At 52.8% G+C, this 22177-nt stretch carries 23 protein-coding genes and 1 tRNA gene; 10 read left to right on the forward strand and 14 right to left on the reverse strand.

Annotation, left to right across the window (positions count from 1 at the left end; genetic code table 11):
- Nucleotides 1-81: 81 nt before the first annotated feature.
- On the forward strand, nucleotides 82-741 hold the full coding sequence (locus R2K28_RS16855; RefSeq protein ID WP_316366273.1) for a 4'-phosphopantetheinyl transferase family protein: 660 nt from the start codon (nucleotides 82-84) through the stop codon (nucleotides 739-741).
- A gap of 7 nt (nucleotides 742-748) precedes the next feature.
- Here R2K28_RS16855 and R2K28_RS16860 read toward each other — a convergent pair whose 3' ends face one another.
- Nucleotides 749-1252, reverse strand: coding sequence for a hypothetical protein (locus tag R2K28_RS16860; RefSeq protein ID WP_316366275.1), 504 nt, complete (start codon nucleotides 1250-1252; stop codon nucleotides 749-751).
- A gap of 140 nt (nucleotides 1253-1392) precedes the next feature.
- On the opposite strand from R2K28_RS16860, the gene R2K28_RS16865 reads away from it, so the two are divergent.
- Nucleotides 1393-1800, forward strand: coding sequence for a 6-pyruvoyl trahydropterin synthase family protein (locus R2K28_RS16865; protein ID WP_316366276.1), 408 nt, complete (start codon nucleotides 1393-1395; stop codon nucleotides 1798-1800).
- Between the two features lie 137 nt (nucleotides 1801-1937).
- Here R2K28_RS16865 and R2K28_RS16870 read toward each other — a convergent pair whose 3' ends face one another.
- Nucleotides 1938-3254: an ammonium transporter gene (locus R2K28_RS16870; protein ID WP_316366278.1), complete on the reverse strand. Its 1317-nt coding sequence runs from the start codon at nucleotides 3252-3254 to the stop codon at nucleotides 1938-1940.
- Between the two features lie 277 nt (nucleotides 3255-3531).
- Here R2K28_RS16870 and R2K28_RS16875 point away from each other — a divergent pair, with 277 nt between their 5' ends.
- A complete protein-coding gene (locus tag R2K28_RS16875; protein WP_316366280.1) occupies nucleotides 3532-4443 on the forward strand; it encodes a hypothetical protein in 912 nt (303 codons plus the stop codon).
- A gap of 64 nt (nucleotides 4444-4507) precedes the next feature.
- Here R2K28_RS16875 and R2K28_RS16880 read toward each other — a convergent pair.
- The 4 genes from R2K28_RS16880 to R2K28_RS16895 all read right to left on the reverse strand — a co-directional run bounded on the left by R2K28_RS16880 (nucleotide 4508) and on the right by R2K28_RS16895 (nucleotide 6907).
- Nucleotides 4508-4584 (reverse strand) — tRNA-Met (locus R2K28_RS16880).
- Between the two features lie 54 nt (nucleotides 4585-4638).
- On the reverse strand, nucleotides 4639-5730 hold the full coding sequence (gene ychF, locus R2K28_RS16885) for a redox-regulated ATPase YchF (RefSeq protein WP_116447091.1): 1092 nt from the start codon (nucleotides 5728-5730) through the stop codon (nucleotides 4639-4641).
- Between the two features lie 59 nt (nucleotides 5731-5789).
- Nucleotides 5790-6095, reverse strand: coding sequence for an STAS domain-containing protein (locus R2K28_RS16890; protein WP_116447092.1), 306 nt, complete (start codon nucleotides 6093-6095; stop codon nucleotides 5790-5792).
- 56 nt (nucleotides 6096-6151) lie between these two features.
- The gene (locus R2K28_RS16895) at nucleotides 6152-6907 is read right to left on the reverse strand and encodes a ParA family protein (protein WP_316366284.1); all 756 of its coding nucleotides are present in this window, start codon (nucleotides 6905-6907) and stop codon (nucleotides 6152-6154) included.
- 303 nt (nucleotides 6908-7210) lie between these two features.
- Here R2K28_RS16895 and R2K28_RS16900 point away from each other — a divergent pair, with 303 nt between their 5' ends.
- On the forward strand, nucleotides 7211-8107 hold the full coding sequence (locus R2K28_RS16900) for a L,D-transpeptidase family protein (protein WP_316366286.1): 897 nt from the start codon (nucleotides 7211-7213) through the stop codon (nucleotides 8105-8107).
- Between the two features lie 55 nt (nucleotides 8108-8162).
- Here the strand turns inward: R2K28_RS16900 and R2K28_RS16905 are convergent, their stop codons facing one another.
- From R2K28_RS16905 to R2K28_RS16935, 7 genes are all read right to left on the reverse strand, one after another.
- Nucleotides 8163-8435 (reverse strand): Lpp/OprI family alanine-zipper lipoprotein, encoded by a 273-nt coding sequence (locus R2K28_RS16905; protein WP_116445918.1) that lies wholly within the window; start codon nucleotides 8433-8435, stop codon nucleotides 8163-8165.
- A gap of 346 nt (nucleotides 8436-8781) precedes the next feature.
- Nucleotides 8782-10515 carry a gamma-glutamyltransferase gene (ggt, locus tag R2K28_RS16910; RefSeq protein ID WP_316366288.1) on the reverse strand — a complete coding sequence of 578 codons (1734 nt, stop codon included), beginning with the start codon at nucleotides 10513-10515 and terminating at the stop codon, nucleotides 8782-8784.
- An 11-nt stretch (nucleotides 10516-10526) separates the two neighbouring features.
- Nucleotides 10527-10781 carry a YfhL family 4Fe-4S dicluster ferredoxin gene (locus tag R2K28_RS16915; RefSeq protein ID WP_116445920.1) on the reverse strand — a complete coding sequence of 85 codons (255 nt, stop codon included), beginning with the start codon at nucleotides 10779-10781 and terminating at the stop codon, nucleotides 10527-10529.
- Between the two features lie 108 nt (nucleotides 10782-10889).
- The gene (coaD, locus tag R2K28_RS16920; protein WP_316366292.1) at nucleotides 10890-11366 is read right to left on the reverse strand and encodes a pantetheine-phosphate adenylyltransferase; all 477 of its coding nucleotides are present in this window, start codon (nucleotides 11364-11366) and stop codon (nucleotides 10890-10892) included.
- A 62-nt stretch (nucleotides 11367-11428) separates the two neighbouring features.
- Nucleotides 11429-12001, reverse strand: a complete 573-nt coding sequence (rsmD, locus tag R2K28_RS16925) for a 16S rRNA (guanine(966)-N(2))-methyltransferase RsmD (RefSeq protein WP_316366294.1) — start codon at nucleotides 11999-12001, stop codon at nucleotides 11429-11431.
- Nucleotides 12002-12025: 24 nt separating this feature from the next.
- Nucleotides 12026-13384, reverse strand: coding sequence for a M16 family metallopeptidase (locus tag R2K28_RS16930; protein WP_316366296.1), 1359 nt, complete (start codon nucleotides 13382-13384; stop codon nucleotides 12026-12028).
- The gene (locus R2K28_RS16935) at nucleotides 13374-14738 is read right to left on the reverse strand and encodes a M16 family metallopeptidase (protein ID WP_442871407.1); all 1365 of its coding nucleotides are present in this window, start codon (nucleotides 14736-14738) and stop codon (nucleotides 13374-13376) included. Before R2K28_RS16935 ends, R2K28_RS16930 begins: the two co-directional genes overlap by 11 nt.
- 250 nt (nucleotides 14739-14988) lie before the next feature.
- Here R2K28_RS16935 and ftsY point away from each other — a divergent pair, with 250 nt between their 5' ends.
- The 4 genes from ftsY (at nucleotide 14989) to rpoH (ending at nucleotide 18739) form a co-directional block, all read left to right on the forward strand.
- Nucleotides 14989-15978 (forward strand): signal recognition particle-docking protein FtsY, encoded by a 990-nt coding sequence (gene ftsY / locus R2K28_RS16940; protein ID WP_116447148.1) that lies wholly within the window; start codon nucleotides 14989-14991, stop codon nucleotides 15976-15978.
- A 19-nt stretch (nucleotides 15979-15997) separates the two neighbouring features.
- Complete coding sequence (gene ftsE / locus R2K28_RS16945; protein WP_316369769.1) at nucleotides 15998-16681, forward strand: cell division ATP-binding protein FtsE; 684 nt, start codon at nucleotides 15998-16000, stop codon at nucleotides 16679-16681.
- Nucleotides 16671-17615, forward strand: coding sequence for a permease-like cell division protein FtsX (gene ftsX, locus R2K28_RS16950; RefSeq protein WP_316366298.1), 945 nt, complete (start codon nucleotides 16671-16673; stop codon nucleotides 17613-17615). Before ftsE ends, ftsX begins: the two co-directional genes overlap by 11 nt.
- Before the next feature lie 278 nt (nucleotides 17616-17893).
- The gene (gene rpoH / locus R2K28_RS16955; protein ID WP_316366300.1) at nucleotides 17894-18739 is read left to right on the forward strand and encodes an RNA polymerase sigma factor RpoH; all 846 of its coding nucleotides are present in this window, start codon (nucleotides 17894-17896) and stop codon (nucleotides 18737-18739) included.
- Between the two features lie 84 nt (nucleotides 18740-18823).
- Here rpoH and R2K28_RS16960 read toward each other — a convergent pair whose 3' ends face one another.
- Nucleotides 18824-19417, reverse strand: coding sequence for an SCO family protein (locus R2K28_RS16960; protein ID WP_316366301.1), 594 nt, complete (start codon nucleotides 19415-19417; stop codon nucleotides 18824-18826).
- A gap of 297 nt (nucleotides 19418-19714) precedes the next feature.
- Between R2K28_RS16960 and R2K28_RS16965 the strand changes: the two genes are divergently transcribed.
- Together R2K28_RS16965 and R2K28_RS16970 are read left to right on the forward strand one after the other, a co-directional pair.
- Nucleotides 19715-20587 (forward strand): phosphate ABC transporter substrate-binding protein, encoded by an 873-nt coding sequence (locus tag R2K28_RS16965; protein ID WP_316366303.1) that lies wholly within the window; start codon nucleotides 19715-19717, stop codon nucleotides 20585-20587.
- A 795-nt stretch (nucleotides 20588-21382) separates the two neighbouring features.
- Entirely contained in the window at nucleotides 21383-22147 is a 765-nt protein-coding gene (locus R2K28_RS16970) for a PEP-CTERM sorting domain-containing protein (RefSeq protein WP_316366304.1), read from the forward strand.
- The last annotated feature ends 30 nt before the right edge of the window (nucleotides 22148-22177 follow it).

The raw sequence follows: 22177 nt of genomic DNA on the forward strand, positions 1-22177 counted from the left end.
ATGCTCATGGCGATAAGGTCAAGTAGAGTTTTAAGATGTTACAATCCTTGCTCAATAGCAAGACAAGCACAACATCACAATATGCAACTCTCCCCTCTCTTCCCCCCCAGTGTCGTGATCGTCAACTCCACTGAAGAGATGTGGCTGAAACCGCTCTGCATTGAAGAGGAGCAGCTGATTGAGGGGAGCGTTACAAAACGCCAAAGGGAGTTTCGTGCCGGCCGCAACGCGGCCCATGCCGCCCTGAGACAGCTCGACGCCCCTGCTGGACCATTGCTACGCGGCACAAAACGTCAACCGATCTGGCCGGATGGATTTATCGGTAGCATCAGCCACTGCAATGACAATTGCGTCGCCGCCTGTGCGATTGCAGGCGAGATCGTCAGTTTGGGTATAGACATCGAACCACTCGATCCGCTAAAGCCGGGAATTGCCCGCTATATAGATACGGATGAGGATAAGGCATTCATGCAACGCCATAAGGATTTGCCGCCACGCTTGATTTTCAGCGCCAAGGAGAGCCTGTATAAATGCTACTACCCTCTGGTCGAGCGCTTTTTCGGCTTTCAGTCGGTCTCACTGGATATCGACGCCTCGCGTCAGCAGTTTCAGTTCAGGCCCAGCGCCGCATGTACCATTGAGTTCCCGCAAAATCTGCATTTTCACGGCCGCTATCTGATTACAGAGAGACACCTCTATACAGGTTGTTATTTGACAATCGCCATGCCGATGAAAGATTAATTCGAGCTTATGGTTTCCCCATCAGCACAGAGACACCGGTGGCCGTCCATCGATCACCGCCAACAGTCGGTTTTCCACTGTTATTCCAGAGCTCGGCTGCTTGCTCAGGAGAGATTGCATTGACCTTCAATTCAATCGCTTCCTGCGAGAGTGCCTCTATGTAGCGATCTTTTCCCACCATATCGATTAAATCGTGATAATCGATTTCCCTGCTTGAGTCCTGATTCAACATATCGAGGACATCGTCCACATGATTGGCTTCAATGAGTTCGATGGCGCGCTTCTCCAGCGCATCTCGCTCTGCCTTGGCGCGCTGTTTCTGCACGAGAATCAACTCTCCCTTGCGAAACATATCCTCATTCCAGGTCTCAATCGCCACACGTACCGATTTCGTGGCAAGATGGGGAAAATTACTTGTAATGCGTCGCAGGTGCCCTACCGCTTCTCTTGCCGCAAATACAACCTCGTACTCTTCGCCTTCGATCTCTACGGGTTCGAATTCTTCATTCATGACTAGTCATACCCCTCAAACTATTATGGTTTAGCGGCATCCCTTCTAATTCCTTTACAATCACTGGCAGTCCATCAAACCTGGCCTTATACTGGCCCCCTTCCGTTAAGGCCTGGAAACACCAAGAGAAACTTCACAACATGTACGCAGTCAGCAAAGAGATCCACTTCTGTTATGGCCACAGGTTACTCAACCACCAGGGAAAGTGCCGCCATCTCCATGGTCACAACGCCAAGGCCGTCATCCGCCTCGAAACGGAACAACTCGATGCCTTGGGGATGGTGTGTGATTTTTCCGATATCGGTGACTATGTGAAGAGTTGGATCGAAAAGACCCTGGATCACAATATGTTGCTGCATAGGGACGACCCGGTTCTGCCTCTACTGCAGCAGGCCGGTGAATCCGTATACGTGATGCAGACCAATCCCACCGCAGAGAATATCGCCCGGTTGATCTACGAATATGTGGAAGCCGGAGGCTTTCCAGTCGTTGAGGTAGCGATATTCGAAACAGACAGCGCGCTAGCCAGTTACAGAAGAAATTCGTAAAAGGCAACCTAGGCTCAGGTACACCCGACAGCACAAGAGTGTGCTGTCGGACGCCTGAGAAAGAATATCAGCTCCAGTTCCTGCCAATCCTCAGCGCTTAATTGGAACCAGGGCGATAAATGGTATTATCGGGCAGTTCAGCCGATGTCGTTGTAGCCACGCTCTTCGTGCAGCGCGATATCCAGACCCTGGATCTCCTGCTCCTTGTTGACTCGCAATCCCAACAGGGCATCCACCACTTTCAGGATCACAAAGGTTGCCACGGCGGTAAACGCGACGGTTGCCAGGACGCCTATCAACTGCACATAGACCTGACCCCCCATGCTATCGATACCATCGGCATAACCATAGCCGGAAAAGACCCCCAGGGAGGTCGAGGAGAACACACCCGCGAGGATGGTGCCGAGTATACCGCCGACACCGTGGACGGGAAAAACATCGAGGGAGTCGTCGATCTTCAACACCTGCTTCAGATAGTTGGTGGCGGAAAAGCAGATAGCCCCCGCCAGCAGACCGATCACCAGCGCCCCAGCAGGACCGACAAAACCGGATGCGGGGGTAATCGTACCCAAACCGGCCACCATTCCGGTCACCGCACCCAGGGCGCTGGGCTTACCAAACTTGATCCATTCACGTACCAGCCAGGTCATGGCACCGGTAGCGGCAGAAATATGGGTCACCAGCATCGCCATGGCGGCATTGCCATCGGCAGCGAGCGCACTACCGCCGTTGAAGCCGAACCAACCGACCCAAAGCATGCCGGCACCGGCGATGGTCATGGTCATGTTGTGGGGCATCATTGAAGCGGTGCCAAAGCCATTGCGGGGTCCCAACACCACGGCGGCTACCAGGGCCGCCACACCGGCTGTGATGTGGACCACCGTGCCACCGGCGAAATCATACAAACCCATACTACCCAGCCAGCCGCCGCCCCAGACCCAATGAGTGATCGGCACATAGACCACAAACAGCCAGAGTGCACTGAACAACAGCATCGAGGAGAAGCGCATGCGCTCGGCAAATCCACCCACGATCAAGGCGGGGGTGATAATTGCAAAGGTCATCTGGAACAGCATAAACAGGGATTCCGGAATGTCCCCGGAGAGGGTCTCCCGTCCAATATCCGCCATCAGCACCTTGCTGAAGTCACCAATCCAAGCGTTACCTTCGCCAAACGCCAGGCTGTAGCCCGCGATCAGCCAGAGAATGGAAACTATGCCGGCGATAGCGAAACACTGCATCAGGACAGATAGCACGTTCTTGGCTCTTACCAGCCCGCCATAGAACATAGCCAGACCCGGTAGGGTCATGAATAGCACCAATGCGGTAGAAGCCATGATCCAACCGGTATTCGCGCCATTCAGTGAGGCGTCTTCCGCCAGGCAGATTCCCGGCAACAATAATAGTGCAGCTGTCAGCAATCCGCTGAACCTTTTGTTTTTACTACTAATCATGGTTTCCCCTCAATACTGTCAAATCTTGTATTTAGCCCCTGAGCACCAAATCAAGCAGAGCATTTTAAGTGAAATAAAACAAAATTACTCAATTTCTTCCACGAATACGGTGGCTTAGGCCCTGACCACGAACCTCAAGTTATTGAAATAAAAGCCGATAGAGTTCTCATAACACATTATTTTACGAATTTTAGTGCCGAAATTACTTGATATATAAGAAATCGCTTATATAATTTATCTAGTATTCATTGGGGTTTTTTGGGAACATAGCCGAGCCATGAGCATGCTGTTTAAGGACTTCGAGAAAAGCGATCCGATGAAGCAGGAGGTATTACCCTTCAGGATCAACAGTGTCGAGCGGCTTCCTGCCCTGGCTCAGGATGAGTCCTGCAAAATCATCAAGCAGTATTTCGACTACCTGGAGTCGGTGCTTGGTCGCAAGCACAATGAAATCAACATTGTTCAGTTACGCGAGATACTGACCGAAATTTCCGGTTTTATCCGCTCTGAAAAGAGCCAGATCCAGGATGACGGCTACATGCGTATGCTCAACCGTCTGACCACGATCTACGCCAAAGGCATCAAGTTAGAGGACGACAAGGCCTTTACCGGGACAGCTGTCAATTTCGCCGATATCATGAATACGGTCAGCCAATCCTACGCAGGCTACGACTATAGAGAATCCGTGGGACTCATGCTGCATTATATGAACAGGCTCTTCAACGATCGGGAAGAGAGCTGGCTTGAGGTATTCGAGCACTTAATGGCCATGCCCGATTCCCATGTTCTGCAGATGCTCAAGGAGCAGCACCTGCAGGAGATTAAAAACTGGGTGGAAGAGGGAGTCGACAATCTGTTTGCGATCTGGGATGAGCAACTGGATGTGATCTCCAATCTCAGCAATGAGATCTATCAGCTGGACAAGCAGATCCTGCAGGTAAATCAACAATTGCGAAAGAACCTGATGGGTGCGGCTGCGTCCAACATTATCTACCTTAAAAATGTCCAACTCCGCCAGGAACTGGATCAATTGCGGCAAAACCGCATGGAACTGGACATGGCCCGGGATGGAAAACTCGAGTTGGTCAACCTGCTGGATGAGAACATCCACGAGTTCGGGGATAGGCTCACCGAGATAAGACGCAGCACCCAGATACAACTCGTCTGGGACAATTCGGCTCAAGCCTGATCCACCGCGGACGGCACACCACCCCCAAATAAAAAGGCCTGACGAGAGTCAGGCCTTTTACATATGGTAGCAAGGGGCAGATTCGAACTGCCGACCCCAGCATTATGAGTGCTGTGCTCTAACCAACTGAGCTACCTTGCCAGAAGCTGTTATGAAGGGCGTGGAATATACTGTTGCCATACTCCCCTGTCAATATCAGACGTTGAAACGGAAGTGGATGACGTCCCCATCCTTGACCACATACTCCTTGCCCTCAGAGCGTAGCTTACCCGCCTCCCTGGCCCCCTGCTCCCCTTTGCAATTGACAAAATCCTCGTAGGCCACGACCTCGGCGCGGATGAAACCGCGTTCGAAATCGGTATGGATCACCCCGGCCGCCTGGGGTGCCGTGGCACTCTGGGGAATGGTCCAGGCCCTGACCTCTTTTTCGCCGGCGGTAAAGTAGGTTTCAAGGCCCAACAACTTGTAACCCGCCCTGACGACCCGGTTCAAGCCCGGCTCATCCAGCCCCAGGTCAGCCAGAAACTCACCCCGCTCATGTTCGTCCAATTCCACAATCTCCGCCTCGATGGCGGCACACACAGGTACCACCTCCGCACCCTCACTGGCCGCCAATGCTGAAAGCGCATCCAGATGGGGATTGTCCTCAAAACCATCCTCCGCCACATTGGCAATGTAGAGTACCGGCTTGATTGTGAGCAGAAACAGATCCCGTAACTCCGCCCTTTCATCCTCATCCATGGCCATGCTGCGAACCGGTTTGGCACTGTTCAAATGATCCTGCACCCTCTCCAGCAAGGCCTTACGCGCCAATACCTTTTTGTCACCGGTCTTGGCCTGCCTGAGGCTCTTCTCCAGCGCCTTCTCAACCGATTCCAGGTCGGCCAATCCCAACTCCGTATTGATAACCTCCACATCGCTGATCGGATCCACCCGACCGGCCACATGCACCACGTCACTATCCTCAAAACAGCGCACTACTTGAGCGATGGCATCGGTTTCACGGATGTTGGCCAGAAACTTGTTCCCCAGTCCTTCCCCTTTGGAGGCCCCGGCAACCAGCCCGGCAATGTCCACGAATTGCATACTGGTGGGAATCACCGCTTGCGGATTGACAATGGATGCGATCACATCCAGGCGATGGTCGGGGAGGGGCACCACACCCACATTGGGATCGATGGTGCAAAAAGGGTAGTTTTCCGCAGCAATTGTGGCCTTGGTCAAGGCATTGAACAGGGTTGACTTACCGACATTCGGCAGACCCACGATACCGCATTTGAATCCCATCTAGAACGACCCCTGGAAAAAAGGGGCAAGCATACCGGAAAGGTGGGCTGATGCCAAAGCTACTGAATGACGAATAATTTCCCGAAATTGGCTATTCGCAACACATCCTGTACTGCGTCGTTACCGTTTTTAAGCACTACACCGTCGCTGTCTGAAGAACTGTGTTCACGCAGTTGCAGCAGCATACCCATTGCAGAGCTGTCCAGATATTCGGCATTGGTCAAATCAACCACAAAGACCTTCTCACCCTTTGGAAAGGCCTTATAGGCCTGCATGAACTCCTGATGGGTGGAGAAATCAAATCGCCCGGAAATAACAATGGTAACGCTCTTTTCATCCGGGGAAAGTTCGCTGGATATGGACATGGGACCTCCTCCTCACTTTATACATGTTCTAAATAGCGTCAATAATAGGCCAAGCTTTACCCGGGATCACGGGCTAGCAACTCTGTAGCCAGAGACTGGAACTCCTTCGCCGACTGGCTACCGGGCTTATACTCGAAAATGGTACGCCCTATGCCAGGGCACTCGGCGATGACTGCCGCTTCCCGTATCGGGGTATGAATCAGCTGATCGGAAAAGTGCCTCTTCAGCTTCTCCGAAACCTCTTTGCAGAGTCGCCGGCGGGGAAAGTAACGGTTCAATGCAATCCAGGTGGGCAGCGGTTTGCTCAGGTAGGGTTCGAACTTCTTTATGGTGAGCATCATCTTGGCCAGGCCATTCAATGACATGTGATCTCCACTCACCGGAATCAGTGCTTCATCGGCGGCAAAAATTGCATTCGCCACCAATAATCCTGACGATGGCGGACAATCGAACAGGACAAACGCCTGATCATCCAACGCCCCATCCAATGCCTGTTTCAGCAGCTGAGCCCTCGACGCACCGCCGTCGTGCAGGTGCTCGATCTCCTGCAGGCAATCGCCAGCGGGGATCAATGTCAGCATATCCCTGATCCCCTGTTTCACCGATGCGGGATCCTGTGCCTCGAGCATCACCTGATCGATCCCCTTCGCAGGTGCGCGAAAGATGCCGTAACTGGAGGCCAACTGCCCTTGCGGGTCCAGGTCGATCACAGTGACCCGGTGACCGGCAAGGGCCAGGGCATGTCCCAAATTGGTGGTGATCGTGGTCTTTCCCACACCACCTTTTTGATTAATCAACGCAATTCGTCGCATGCCTGTCCTGTCCGTTATCGATCGAGATCCAGCTTGGTCTATGCGCAGCCAATATTTCAGAGGTTCTTGATCTTAAAAGAAAAATACCAGTATTAAATAGACTATCGACCCTGAAAACCAATTCTTTAGATCACCACGGGTGATGTAATTTCAGGAACTACATAGCGAAACACACAATCCATATCCCCCCAAGGCAGGATCTACACCATATTTCTCAACTAAAATAGTCGCTCCTCAGGTAAACTAGGACCTGTTAACACCAAGATTATGCTATTGAATTTGTTACTAACACTGTTGCTCCTCGTGAGTACCCTGGGAACCGCCCGGGCTGTCACCCTCGATCTGCCTCCAGAGGGTGATGATGTAGTGGGCAGGATCTTCATGCTGACCACGCGCTATGAGGAGACATTCTCCGATATCGCCCGCACCTATGACATCGGCTACCGACAGATGGTAGCGGCCAACCCCGAGGTGGACCCATGGTTGCCCGGGGAAGGCTCGGAAGTCGTCATCCCCCAACAGTACGTCCTACCACCGGGTCCCCGCGAGGGTCTCGTCATCAACCTGGCTGAACTGCGCCTTTACTACTTTCCCCAAGATCGTCCCGTGGTCATCACCTACCCGATAGGAATAGGTCGTGAAGGGTGGAGCACTCCCACCGGAGAGACCTCGGTTATCGGCAAAAAAAAGGATCCGAGCTGGACCGTTCCCAAATCGATCCTGCAGGAGCACGAAGAGGATGGCGATCCGCTGCCGCCAATTGTGCCGCCCGGGCCCGATAATCCACTCGGAAATCGTGCCATCTACCTGGGCATGAATGGCTATCTGTTGCATGGAACCAATAAGCCCTATGGCGTTGGCATGCGGGTCAGTCACGGTTGTATCCGTCTCTATCCTGAAAATGTTGAACAATTTTTTGAAGAGGTTGAAATAGGTATCCCGGTCAGGATTATCGATAAACCCTTCAAAGCCGGTTGGCTGAAGGGTGAACTGTTTGTCCAGGTCCATCCTCCTTTGGTCGAATATGTGGAGGAGCGAGGCAACAACTACACCGAGCTGGTGAATGCGGTGGTCAGCAAGCTGGGCGAGGATCAGCGCAGGCCGGATTGGGATCAGCTACACAACTTCATTGAACAGAAGACCGGTATACCCATGCCACTTTACCTATGGCGTGAGAATGCGGTCGCAGACGGCAATTAAAAAACCCCGACAGGCGTATAACCTGTCGGGGTTTTTGTGTCGATTAGTGCAGGGTTTATTTAGCCATTGCCTTCTCTGACATACGGCCACAACGCTCACTACAAGCTTCAGCGGCATCTTTAGCCGAGTTAGCGGCCTTGAGAGCAGCATCAGCAGTACCTTGAGCGGTAGCAGCATCCAGCTGAGCCTCTTTGGCAGCTTTCATGGCAGCATCGGCTGCAGCCTGGGCGTTGGCGACGTCCTCTTGCAGACCGCTGTTAGTCGCACAACCTGCGAACAAACCAACAGTAAGAATCATTGCGGCGGTTTTCATGATGGTGGTTTTCATAATTACTCTCGATCTCTCTACGAATTAATTATTACATTGTGTGTAAACTACACACCCCTTCTACCTGGTCGTGCTGATGCAGAGCTTCCCAAATAGACCCTAGAATATACTGCAAGTCACGGCCTATTCGGGACACACCTCCCTAAGGACCAGGTAACAAACAGTCCTTCCATGTCAAAACCAAGGTAGAGGCATCACCTATACCGGCATGACAGTTATGGCTACTGGCTCCCCATCTCGCTGCATCCACAAGATCCAGGTTGATAGAGCAGCAGCATCTGGCACGAAAGCTTGAGCTAAAATTCAAACAAATTCAATGGCAAGTTTCCAAATTTAAGAACTTTTTTCAATTTTTTCCATCAACTTCGCTACCTGTCTCCTCTCTTCCATGAGAACTCGACTTCACAACACGGGAAAATCCCAAACCACGGGGATCGGAGGCAGCCTCGATTTCACCCAGTTGTTTGTCCCATAAAATCGCCTGCATGTTTCCATATTGGCTATCGAGAGGCTTTAAATTGTGTCCCATTGCAGTCAACTGCTGTTTCATTTCATCACTGAAAGCGCCCGCTTCGAATTGAACGGCATCGGGTAGATATTGATGATGAAAACGGGGCTGTTCCACCCAATTTTTCGGTCCCTTGCCATCAGCCATCTCCAAGATACCCAATAACACCATGGTGATGATCCTGCTGCCGCCAGGGGTGCCCAGAATGGCCAACCGGCGATCATCTTCCACGAAGGTTGGAGTCATACTCGACAACATTCGCTTACCCCCGGCGATGGCATTCGCTTCACCCCCAACCAACCCATACACATTGGGTACCCCGGGGCTGGCGGAGAAATCATCCATTTCATCATTCAACAACACCCCGGTACCCGGCACCACGAAACCGGAGCCGAAGGGATAGTTGATGCTGAGTGTGGCCGCCACCCGGTTCCCCTCCCCATCGAGTATGGAGAAATGGGTGGTGTCGCGCCCCTCCTGTGACCGGGAGAGGTTACCCACACTTGGGCTGGCACGGTGCAGTTGAATATCCCGTGCCAGGCCTGCTGCGTACCAGGGATGGGTCAGCGCCTCCACTGGAATATCCACATAATCGGGGTCGCCCAGATAATCGGCACGATCCCGATAGGCCCGGCGCATCGCCTCCACCAGCAGGTGGGTACGAAGAGGTTCTTGCTGCGCCTGCAGATCGAATCCCTGCAGGATATTCAACATGGTCATCAATGCTATGCCACCGGATGAGGGCGGTGAGGCACTGGTGATCTTCAGTCCCGCATAACGACCGACAATGGGTTGCCGCTCCACGACCCGGTAAGCGGCCAGATCCTCAAGGCTCCAGATACCGCCCGCAGCCCGCACTCCATCCACCAGGCGTTGGGCGACCTCCCCTTTGTAGAAACCATCGAACCCGTGCTGAGCGATCTTTTCAAGGGTCTCCGCCAAAGCCGGCTGCTTGATCAGGGCACCCTCTTCAGGCGCCTCGCCCTGCTGCAGAAACTGTGCAGCCGAAGCAGGATGGGCACGCAACACCGCCAGACGCCAGTTCGCCATCCTGCGGTAGTGGCTGTCTGCCTTGAATCCATCCCGGGCCAATCTGATCGCCGGCTGCAGCGACTCGGTAAGGGATAGACGTCCGTAGTGGCGAGCCAAATGGACCAGGGCCGCAGGCTCACCGGGAATGCCGGCCGCCAGCGCCCCATCGATGGAAAGCTGCGGGATAACCTTTCCCGCCTGATCCAGATAGAGATCACGATGGGCGGCCATGGGGGCTCGTTCGCGGCCGTCCAGCATGGTCTGGAAACCGTCACTGGCACGATGCAATAGCCAGAAGCCACCGCCACCGATACCTGAACTATAGGGTTCGACCACAGCCAATACGGCACTCACAGCAACCGCCGCATCGAAGGCGTTTCCACCAGCGTCCAACAGTTGCAGGCCTGCGGCAGTCGCCTGCGGATGGGCCGTGGCGATGGCGGCAGATCCGGGGCTTTCAGCCGCCGCTAGCTGAGAACAGATGAAAAAGAGAAAAATAAGGCTCCACAAGGGAGCCTTTTTGATGACGCTTGTCTGCATTGACAGCCTAACTATTCAGATTCGCCGGTGATCTTGAGATACTTGGCATACAACATCTCATAGCTCTCCTCATGCTCGGGATCCTTGGGAATACAATCCACCGGGCACACCTCGACACACTGCGAGGTATCGTAATGACCGACACACTCGGTACAGAGATCGGCTTCGATCTCATAAATCTCATCACCCTGGGTGATGGCACCGTTTGGGCATTCTGGCTCACAAACATCACAGTTGATGCACTCGTCAGTGATTATTAACGCCATATTTTTTCTCTCCTAACAAAATCGCATAAAGTGAATTCTATTCATTAACCGTGAGTGTGGCATCGATATTTTATCGATTTTAACCCTGTATCACCCAGGGATTCCGTTTCAACTGAAACGCTTGCTTAAGGCTGCCTGTACATCCGGATGGACAAACTCGGTGACATCCCCACCCAGTGCGGCGATCTCTCTTACCAGGCCGGATGATATAAACGAAAATTGCTCAGCCGGGGTAAGAAACAGGGTCTCGATTTCCGGTGCCAGGCGGCGATTCATCCCTGCCAGCTGGAACTCGTATTCGAAATCGGAGACCGCACGCAATCCGCGTAGAATCACGTTTGCGTTGCACTCCAGTACGAAGTCGACCAGCAGATTGTCAAATGTGCGTATCTCAACGTTTTTCACACCCTTCAATACTTTTTCCACCAGGCTTTTTCTCTGATCCAGGTCAAACGCTGGATTTTTCCCGGTGTTCTTTGCGATGGCCAATATGATGTGATCGAAAAGATCGGAGGCCCGCCTCACCAGGTCACTGTGACCGTTGGTGATGGGATCGAAGGTTCCAGGGTAAACGGCAGTTATCATAAGCTCACGGTCTAGGTAAAAGGCATGATATTACCAGAAACCGATCCGATGAATGATAATTATCAGCCGGCAAGCGGGGCATACGCCAGGCCGTAGTGTACCTGGCCAGCCGATTTCTGTTTCTTCATCTCCCAACCTTCAGGCAGGGGCGGCATGTCACGGGAGAGGGCATCTTCCATATAGATCAGTGCCCCATCCGTCAGCCATCCCATACTCAGCCTTTGACACAGGGGCTGCAGCAGATTATCAACGAATGGCGGATCCAGAAAAACGATATCGAAGGGGGTTGCATCCTGTTCCAGCCATTGAAATGCATCTGCCCTAATAACAGAGACCTGGTCAAGACCCAATTGACGCTTATTCTCTGTCAGCTGCCTGACCACAGCCATGGCTGTATCAAGCATCACTACCTTGGATGCACCACGGGAAGCCGCCTCCAGACCCAGTGCACCGCTGCCGGCAAACAGGTCAAGGCAACGGGACCCTTCGATATAGGGCTGCAACCAGTTAAAAAGAGTCTCGCGAATGCGATCACCTGTCGGTCGTAATCCCGGCATATCGGCAAATGGCAGGCGCCGACCCCGATGCATCCCACCGATGATTCGTACTTGAAAAGCCGCTTGAGGGGAAGTCACTTTATTAACCTTTAAATTATTGTGTCACTCTTTGCTATCAGCGTCTGATTGCTTTGAGACTTTAGCCAAAGGAGCGGTTCGTCCGACCTGCACCCTGACCAGACGATCCGGATCTATGCGACGCTGGAAGGCATCCTGAATCTGCTCACGGGTCACGGCTGCCACCTTGTCGGTAAAACGGTCCAGATAATCCAGAGGCAGATCGTAAAAGCCGATCACCGCCAGATACTCAACGATCTTGCCATTCGAGGCGATCCGCAATGGAAACCCGCCGGTAATATTCTGCTTTGCAGCTTCCAGTTCCTTTTCCGAAGGTCCTTCCCTGATGAAACGTTTAAGCGTTTCCCTCACCACCTGCAGCGCCTCGCCAGCCTGTTCATTCTTTGTCTGCAAACCCAATTGAAACAGTCCGGTCTGACGCATCGGCAGGAAATAGCTGTAGACGCTGTAACTCAAGCCGCGTTTCTCACGGACTTCATTGCTAAGGAGTGAGACCAGGCCGCTGCCACCGAGGATGTGATTCCCCACATAGAGGGTGAAGTAGTCAGGGTCACCACGGCGCATGCCGGGTTGTCCAATATAGAGATGGGACTGGGTTGAGGGAAAAGGGATCTGCTCATCGATGGCTCCCTGCAGCGGCGCCACCTGGGGCAGTTTCGCCACCTGCTCCCCGGGTTCGAGTCCGTGTGTTACCTGCTCTGCAATCGATTCAGCCTGGCTTCTGTTGACAGCCCCGACAATCGCCACCAAGGCATTCTTTGCCACATACAGTCGCTTGTGGGTGGCGACTATGTCCGCTCGGGTTATCGCTTTAACCGACTCGATAGTGCCATCGGGATCTGAGGCATAGGGGTGATCCCCAAACACGAGCTGATAGAGGCGCTTTTTGCCCAGACTGCCAGGAGACTGCTCGTCCTGGACCAATCCTGCCAGTATGGATTGGCGCAGCCGCTCGATATCCTCCTCGGCGAAGCTGGGCTCGGCAACCACTTTAGACATGGTTTCAAGGGCCAGGGCGAGTGCCTTGGATTCAGTCAGCGAGCGTACCGACACCCAGGCCATATCCCGTAAAGATCCCGTTTCTAGCTGTGCCCCAACACCCTCCATCCGTTCAGCGATCTGATAGGCGCTCCAACCACCGGCACCTTCGCTCAACAGGTTGTTGGTAAAAGAGGTGACACCCTGTTTATCACCATCTCTGGCGCTGCCCGCATCGAATACAATGCGCACATCCACCATCTCGATTTCAGGTGCCGCGACAAACAGTACTTTTACCCCGTTTGCGGTCTGCCAGGTCTGAATTTGCGGTGCTGCTGAGACCCATCCGCTCAGCAGTAGAAAAGTGTAGAAAAAGATATGTTTAATCCAAGCTTCAGTATGCATACGCCACTCCCTCGTGCATCGACTTGGACATTGAATCATCCATCGGCAATGGCTCCAGCACCGCAACACTGAGATTGTCCTCGACCAGATACTTCTGCGCGACCTGCCTGATCTGTTCCGCGGTAACCGCCTTTAAATGGTCCACATACTCATCGGCAAGACGCCAATCGAGCCCTACCGTTTCCAACTGTCCAATCAGCATCGCCTGATAAAAGACCGAGTCCTTCTCGTACACCTTGGCGGCAATGATTTGATTACGCACCCGTTCCATCTCATCTTCGCTGACCAACTCTTTTTTGAATCGCTCGATCTCCGTCACCAGGGCTCCTTGAACCGCATCAATGCTGGCGTCAGGAGACGGCACCGCATCCATCACCAACATTCCCGGGAGTCGTGAAAAGGCGCTGTAACTGGCATCCGCCGCCACCGCCAGCTTGCTGCCGCGGATCAGGTTGTTGCTGAGACGGGCACTGCTGCCCCCATCCAGGATGTAGGCCAGCATCTCCAGGGCATAGGGCTCCCAGGCCTGATCCGCTTTACCCACCACCGGTGTCTTGTAACCCAACACAAGATAGGGCTGTCGCGCAGGCACCTTTACGGTGATGTGTTTGCTGCCGCGCTGGGTCGGTTCCAAACGCGGTTTGGGCTGGGTCACCCGCTCTGGCTTGAGGGGACCGAAATAGCGTTGTGCAAGATGGATCACCTTATCCGGTTCCACATCACCCACCACCACCAGGGTGGCGTTGTTGGGTGCATACCACTTGCGGTACCAGACCTGCAGGTCCTCCACTTGCAGGGCATCCAGATCCGCCATCCAGCCGATTACAGGGGTGCGATAGGGGGAACTCTCGTAAGCCCCCGCCAGGAAACGTTCATAGGTAAGTGACTGGGGCTTGTCTTCGGTGCGCATGCGGCGCTCCTCTTTGACCACTTCGACCTCCTTTGCAAACTCTTCAGGCAGCAACAGCAGATTGCGCATACGGTCTGCCTCGAGTTCAAACGAGACCTCAAGCCGGTCACTTGCCATGGTCTGAAAATAGGCGGTGTAATCTCTTCCAGTGAAGGCGTTTTCATCCCCGCCATTGGCCGCGATGATACGTGAAAACTCACCCGGGGGATGGTTATTCGTACCCTTGAACATCATGTGTTCGAGCACATGGGAGACACCGGTGATACCACCGAACTCATAACTCGACCCCACTTTGTACCAGACCTGAGAAACGGCGATCGGGGCCCGACGATCCTGTTTTACTATTACCTTCATGCCGTTATCGAGCTGGTGCTCCACGACATCCGCCTGCACAAAACTGGAACAGAGTGCCGTCAACATCAGGCCTGTGATCAATCTTCCCATGGAGAACATCCTCACTAAGGTTTGCATTATATGGTCGTTTTCTAACTCAACATCATCCGAAACAGACTCCATCCGGCCAAGAACTCGCAACAACGGGTTGCTTACCCTTTATATATAGTCCCTTGGCACTGTAGAATAGCGTCCTCGACGATCCCGGGGATTCTTTCAGAGACCACCGGGATTGTCCAAACAACAACTATGAACCTGTGATCATCACAGAGTTCCAACCTCAGAGCCGGTAAATCACTCTATGTTCGGATTTGGCAAGGGCAAGAAACAGGATCAGCAGGGTGCTGCGTCCCTCCCTCCGGAAGAGGAGAAGCGCGGCCTCTTTTCTCGACTTCAAGAACGCCTCTCGCGTACCCGCCACAATCTCACGGACGGACTGTCGAATCTCCTCCTTGGGCGCAAGACCATCGATGATGAACTGCTGGAGGAGCTCGAAACCCTGCTTCTCACCGCTGATGTGGGAGTGGAGGCAACCAGCCGCATCATCAACGATTTGACACAGCGGGTCGATCGCAAGGAACTGAGCGATCCGCAGCTGTTGATGCAACTCTTGAAACAACACCTCAGAGAGATTCTGCTGGCATGCGACGAGCCTATCGGCGAACACAACGGCGGCAAGCCACTGGTGATGCTGATGGTCGGTATCAACGGCGCGGGCAAGACCACCACCATAGGGAAGTTGGCGCGCAAGTTTCAGCTGGATGGGGAGTCGGTCATGCTCGCCGCGGGAGATACCTTCCGCGCCGCCGCTGTGGAGCAACTGCAAACCTGGGGTGAGAGAAACCAGATCCAGGTGATCGCCCAACACACCGGTGCTGATGCGGCTTCAGTCGTGTTCGATGCACTGCAGGCAGCCACATCACGCAGCATCGACGTCCTGATCGCCGACACGGCGGGGCGTCTGCACACCAAGGCCAATCTAATGGAGGAGTTGGCGAAGATCAGCCGGGTGATGAAGAAGATCGATCCCGACGCTCCCCATGAAGTACTATTGGTTGTGGATGCGGGTACCGGACAGAATGCGGTCAACCAAGCCGTGCAGTTTCACCAGACTGTCGGCTTGACCGGACTGGTGATCACCAAGCTGGACGGTACCGCAAAAGGCGGTGTCGTTTTCGCCATTGCCGACAAGGTCAAGGTGCCTATCCGCTTTATCGGTGTCGGCGAAGCCATTGAAGATCTGCGTGAATTCAACCCGGACGAGTTTGTAGACGCCCTGTTTGAAACCTAACCAGGAAAATACCAGCACCTTGATTCACTTCGACAATGTCAGTAAACGCTATCCTGGTGGCCATACCGGCCTGAGTAACGTCAGTCTGCGTATCGAGGCGGAAGAGATGGTATTTCTGACCGGACACTCCGGTGCCGGCAAGAGTACCCTGTTGAAACTGATCGGCCTGCTGGAACGTCCCAGCAATGGGCAACTGCATGTCAACGATCGCAATCTCACTCGCTTGAAGAATCGTCAGATCCCCTACCACCGCCGGGATGTGGGGATGATCTTCCAGGATCACAGACTGCTGCACGATCGCACGGTTTTCGACAATGTGGCACTGCCACTGGTGGTTGCCGGGGTCGGTCACAAAGAGATCGGCCGCCGGGTGCGTGCCGCCCTCGACAAGGTTGGCCTGCTGCACAAGGAGAGGAACGCGCCGATTACACTCTCCGGGGGGGAACAGCAGCGGGTGGGCATAGCCCGGGCAGTGGTCAGCAAACCGCCCCTGGTGCTTGCGGATGAGCCCACCGGCAATCTCGATCCGGAGCTTTCCGAGGAGATTATGCAGCTGTTCCAACAGTTTAATCAGGTCGGGGTAACCCTGCTCATCGCCTCCCACGACATCGACCTGATCAAGCGCATGCAGAAGCGCGTTCTCTCTCTGAGCAAGGGACAGCTGGTTGGCGACACCCAGGCGGAGTCTGGCAATGACTCTTAAAAAGCGGCTACTGAATGCACCAAAGATCTGGCTGCAGCGTCATGCGCAGGTGGCCCTGGCCAGCCTCGGTAGACTGGTCAATAACCATCTAGCATCATTGATGACCTGTTCTGTGATCGGCATCGCCCTCGCTATGCCGGTTGGGCTGCATGTGATGCTCGGGAACCTGCAACAGGTAAGCGGCGCTTGGGACAGCGGTGCCAGCATTTCGGTCTTCCTTAAGCAGAAGGTCTCGGACAGGCAGGCTGCATCGCTGGCCGCCAAGCTACGCAAGCATCAACGCATCGAAGGGGTGAATCTAATCACCCGGGAGGCAGCCCTACAGGAGTTCCAACAACTCAGCGGTTATGCCGATGCCCTGGAGGCACTCGACAACAATCCCTTGCCGGCGGTACTGATTGTTCAACCTAAGGCCGACTACACCACTGCGGAGACGGCCCAACTGCTGGTACAGGAGTTAAAACTGCTGCCTGATGCGGAGATCGTACAACTCGATCTGCAGTGGGTGCGACGACTACAGGCGATCACCATCATCGCCCAGAGGGCAGTGGTAGTATTGGCCGCACTACTCGGCATGGCGGTATTACTGATTGTCGGCAACACCATTCGTCTCGAGATCCAGAACCGGCACGCGGAGATCGTGATCAACAAGCTGATCGGCGCCACCAACGCCTTCATTCGCAGACCCTTCCTCTATACCGGTTTCTGGTATGGGCTGTTCGGGGGCCTCATCGCCTGGCTGCTCATTGCCATCGCCATCACCCTGCTGAGCGGGCCGATCGCCAATCTGGCCAATCTCTACGAGAGCAGCTTCAATCTCGCCTCATTCGACTTCGAGACCATCCTCTCACTCCTGTTGGGAAGCAGTCTGTTGGGACTGGCCGGTGCCTGGCTGGCCGTGGGCAGGCACCTCAGCGCCATTGAGCCCAGTTGACCTCCTGCTCGATCCCGCACTGCTGGGCGGAAAGCAGGCCAATAGAGCAGCAAAATGGCCCATCTCCCCTATTTCCTCAAACATCAGAGGGCCTCTGAGGAGAGCAGGTCATGGCCTATACAACCCTGGCACAACCAACATATGTCATTGTATTTTCTTAATTTATATTTAAATCAAGAGAGGGAACTATTGTTGAAACCCCAGGTCCTATTAAACGATTGGCACTCATCCACTGAGAGTGCTAATATTCTATCAGCAGTTTAATCCGGGGATACTCAATGAGCAATGTAAACGCACTGACAGCACTGCCATCAGGCAGCATGGATGCCTATATCAGCGCCGCTTTCCAACTGCCCATGCTGAGCGCAGAGGAGGAGAAATCCCTTGCGATCAGACTTCGCGATCAGAAGGATCTGCAGGCTGCACAGACACTTATCACTTCCCATATACGATTCGTCGTACGCATTGCCCGCAACTACAGCGGTTACGGCCTGGCCCTTCCCGACCTGATTCAGGAAGGCACCGTCGGCCTTATGAAAGCGGTCAAACGCTTCGATCCCGATATGGGGGTTCGCCTAGTCTCCTTCGCCGTCCACTGGATCAAGGCGGAGATCCACGAGTACATCCTGAAAAACTGGCGCATCGTCAAGGTGGCAACCACCAAGGCGCAACGCAAACTGTTCTTTAATCTGCGCAGCTCCAAAAAGCGTCTGGGTTGGTTCTCCAAGCAGGAGGTCGACGACGTGGCCCAGGATCTAGGGGTCAAACCCGAAACTGTGCTGGAGATGGAATCCCGCCTCTCCGGTCAGGACATCGCCTTCGACGGCCCCATGCAAGATGATGATGATAAGGTGACGGCTACACCCGCAGGTTATCTGAGCGACATGCGTATGGAACCCGCCCACCTGCTCGAGTCATCGGACAGCGAATCGCAGATGAAACAACAGCTGATCGGTGCCATGCAGAACCTGGATGAACGCAGCCGTGAGATCCTAGAGGCACGCTGGCTGGGCGAGAAGAAATCGACCCTGCACGAATTGGCCGACAGATTTCAGGTTTCGGCTGAGCGTATTCGTCAGATCGAGAAGAACGCCATGAACAAGCTCAAGACGCAGCTCGCTTAGACAGCCACTCCTGAGTATTCGTCCAATATCTTGATTTTGAGTAGCCCGCTGGTTAACCGGTGGGCATACTGATCGTCCCCTATTTCAGTTTTCAGTCAGTACGTATCGGATAGCTTCCAGGATGACGAACGATGGTGTTTGATGTGGAAACACAAAACGCAGCTCGCCGTCCTGAGTTATCAAGTACGTTGCCGATGAGTGGTTGACCGCGTATCCGAAAGCTGAGTCCTCCAGATCAACTTCATCGTATTGCACACCATAGAGTTCCGCCACCTCCTCTATCTCACTTGTACTACCGGTTACGCCTAACAGATTGGGATGAAAATAGCTGGCATAGTTATCCAGCACCTGTACTGTATCCCGTTTCGGATCGACACTGATAAACACACCCTGCACAGATTTCAACTCTTCAGCATTGAGTTGATTCAGGGCCTGAGCCAGAAAAGCGAGAGAGGTGGGGCAGACATCGGGACACTTGGTATAACCGAAGTAGAGCAGCACCACTTTCCCTCTGAATTGCTCCAATGAGAACTCACCCTGACTCGAGTGCAGGATGAAATCACCACCCAGTTGTTTACCACTGAGACCAGGGTAATCATGTAAATCAGATGTACCACTCGAACTGACAGCTGAACATACGTTGATGAACATGAAAAAGAACAGGATTAACCGCAACATAGCTCCTCAGTAGCCTTTTATACAACAATTGCTCACCCGCATCAGCCCGGGAATGAACACAAGCAATCAGACAACAATCAGGCGCCAATACTCCTCTACCCGTCAATCTCGACATACCCACCAGTAGATTCAGTAAATTAGTCGATACCGGTGAAATCTTGTGTCGACAGTCAAATTTAGACTATTTTTCCACTTAAGGCAGGATATTAATTCCTGTTATTAATTTTACAATAACAATTCTTGACTACTATAGTTAGCTATTCTTAACCGAATCAAAACGACACAACGAGGACATCCTTGCGAAATCTAATCGTACTACTGCTACTGGCACTTTTACCCTTCACCGCACAGTCGCTGGAACTCTCCTGGGTGGGCTGCGGCATCACCAGAAACGCATTCATGTCTGACCTCGCCGCTGCCTACAAGCAGGAAACAGGGGTCGACATCAGCATCGCTGGCGGTGGTGCCACCAAGGGAATTCGCGCCATCACCGGCAAACAGGCCGATATTGGCGGGGCCTGCCGTTTCACCCTGGATATGAGTCGGGAAGAGGCTGGAGCCAGTATGATTCCCGTAGCCTGGGATGCGCTGGTGGTTGTGGTACATAAATCCAATCCCGTCGATACCATCAGCCTGCAGCAACTGCGCAGGCTCTACCAGGGCGAGATCACAAACTGGTCCCAACTGGGCGGGAAGAGGCAACCATTGGAGCTGCTGATCCGCAAGGGAAAGATCTCGGGGGTCGGTTACACCCTGCGCACGCACCTGTTCGAAGACCAGGACGTTGAGTTTAAGAGTAAGCATGTCTTTCCCTCTTCAGGTCCACTGGAGAAAACCGTGGAAAAGAATCCCAATGCCATCGCGGTGACCGGCATTGCCAGTGCCCATAAACGAGACTTTAAGATCCTCAAACTGGAAGGCAGGGATCCGAACTTCGATAATATCCGTACCGGCAACTACCTGCTCTATCGCCCCCTCTACCTGGTACACAGCAAGAGCTCTCCCAACAGCCTGGAGTCAAATCGTTTCATCCAGTACGCCCTGGGCCCCAAGGGCCGGGAGATCATCCGCAGGAATCAGGTAGTACCCTATTTCGACGGTATGCTGCTATTGCAGAAGCGGATGGACGATTGGAAGCGGTTTATCAGGCAGTCCCTCGCCAAGCAATAAGCCTATCGTTATCCCAGGAGATCATCGATAATCATCGGCATTCTTAATATTCACCGAAAGGTTCAGTCTGTCGTTTAAGCCGTATTCGATGACTTGTATCCTGATGCTATTTGGGATTCGGTTGGTAGTTATATTTGACGCACTAGTTAACACAATAATGAAGTCTATCCTCATTTATCTTTAGGCGTTACGCTAGAAGCACTCATGAGAATTTTTAATAGATGTATATTGTAGAAGAGTCAAAAATATTTAGTACTGATGGCATCAAGTCTTACTACACTCATGCATATGTTATTTTTCCGTTGCGATATAAATTACATCAGTGTTTTTAGTAATGTCTAACAAAACAAACTTGCTCGGACGTCTATAAGCACTGCAAGCTTCTCACCCTGCCCATTCGGCCCCTCCCCTACGACTTTGTAGCTTATCCATCACCTCTGACTGGATTGACAACACTCAGTGATTTTATCGGCTGCTGTATGTTGGCAACAGACCAGCTTTCACACCTTCGGATGAGATTTGTACCACATGTTGTTTTTTTTGATATTTGATTTATTTGAGCAATTCAAAAATTTTCTTTGTAAATGAATAACTTGGTGTCGGTATTTTTTACAGAGTTTTTTTTGGCGCAATGCGAATCAAGAACTAATCATTGATCTTTAGTAATTTTTTTCTTTTGGCACACATAATGCTAATTTTTTCTGTGGCGCCGGTCACAGGATGTGGATGTTAGTGGGCCGGCGTTTTTTATGCAGCAAAACAAAATTAAAACTACCGGAAGAGGATCATTGAATAATGAAGTCATTTAAAACTACCTATCTTAATCTGAGTCTGTTCCTCGCTTTTGGAGTAACCGGGCTGGGCTTTACTGCCTCTGTAGCGGCCGATGCTATATACCTGTCGAGCACTAGTTTTTCACTCACACTGGAGAACGTCGAAACACTTGATGGTTATAGCGTTGATAACGATTACTGGTATGCCAGCGGCGGGGAGTTCTTTATCGACGATACACTCTTCACAAGTGGTGACGGAGTAGCGGACTACACATCGACCCTGGCGACCAACAGTTCAGTGGAAATGCTCGAAGGGGACACAATCACAGTGGCAACAGGCGCCAACGGTGAAGCCGGTCTGGGTATTGCCGAGTCGAGTATTTTTACAGCGCTGGATCTCTTCGTCGACAACTTCTACTACGACTACCTGGTATTTAACTTTGCGTATGAATACACACTTTCGGCCGCTGTCGGAACATCCACGGGTATCCCTGATGATGACGCCATCGCTGAGGCCAGCCTCTTTGTCACAGACGACTTTTTGGCTGTTGATATTGCTGAAGTGGCTTTCGCGGATCTGTTGTTTGGTCCGTTGAGCGATGATTACAGTGGCAGTGGAAGCTTCTCCTTCATGTTGGATTCCTACGACTATAACTATCTCCTGGTTGAAAGCTTCAGTGGTGGTCTTGCCGTTGGCGCATCATCAGTGCCTGAACCCTCATCGTTGATGCTGTTGTCAATAGGGTTAATCGGCATCGGTGCAATCCGTCTACGTAAGCAGGCTTGAGATATTTTAATTATCCCGGGGGAGCAGATC

The organism is Candidatus Thiodiazotropha sp. CDECU1, from assembly GCF_963455295.1.
In the GTDB taxonomy this organism is placed as follows: Bacteria; Pseudomonadota; Gammaproteobacteria; order Chromatiales; family Chromatiaceae; genus Thiodiazotropha.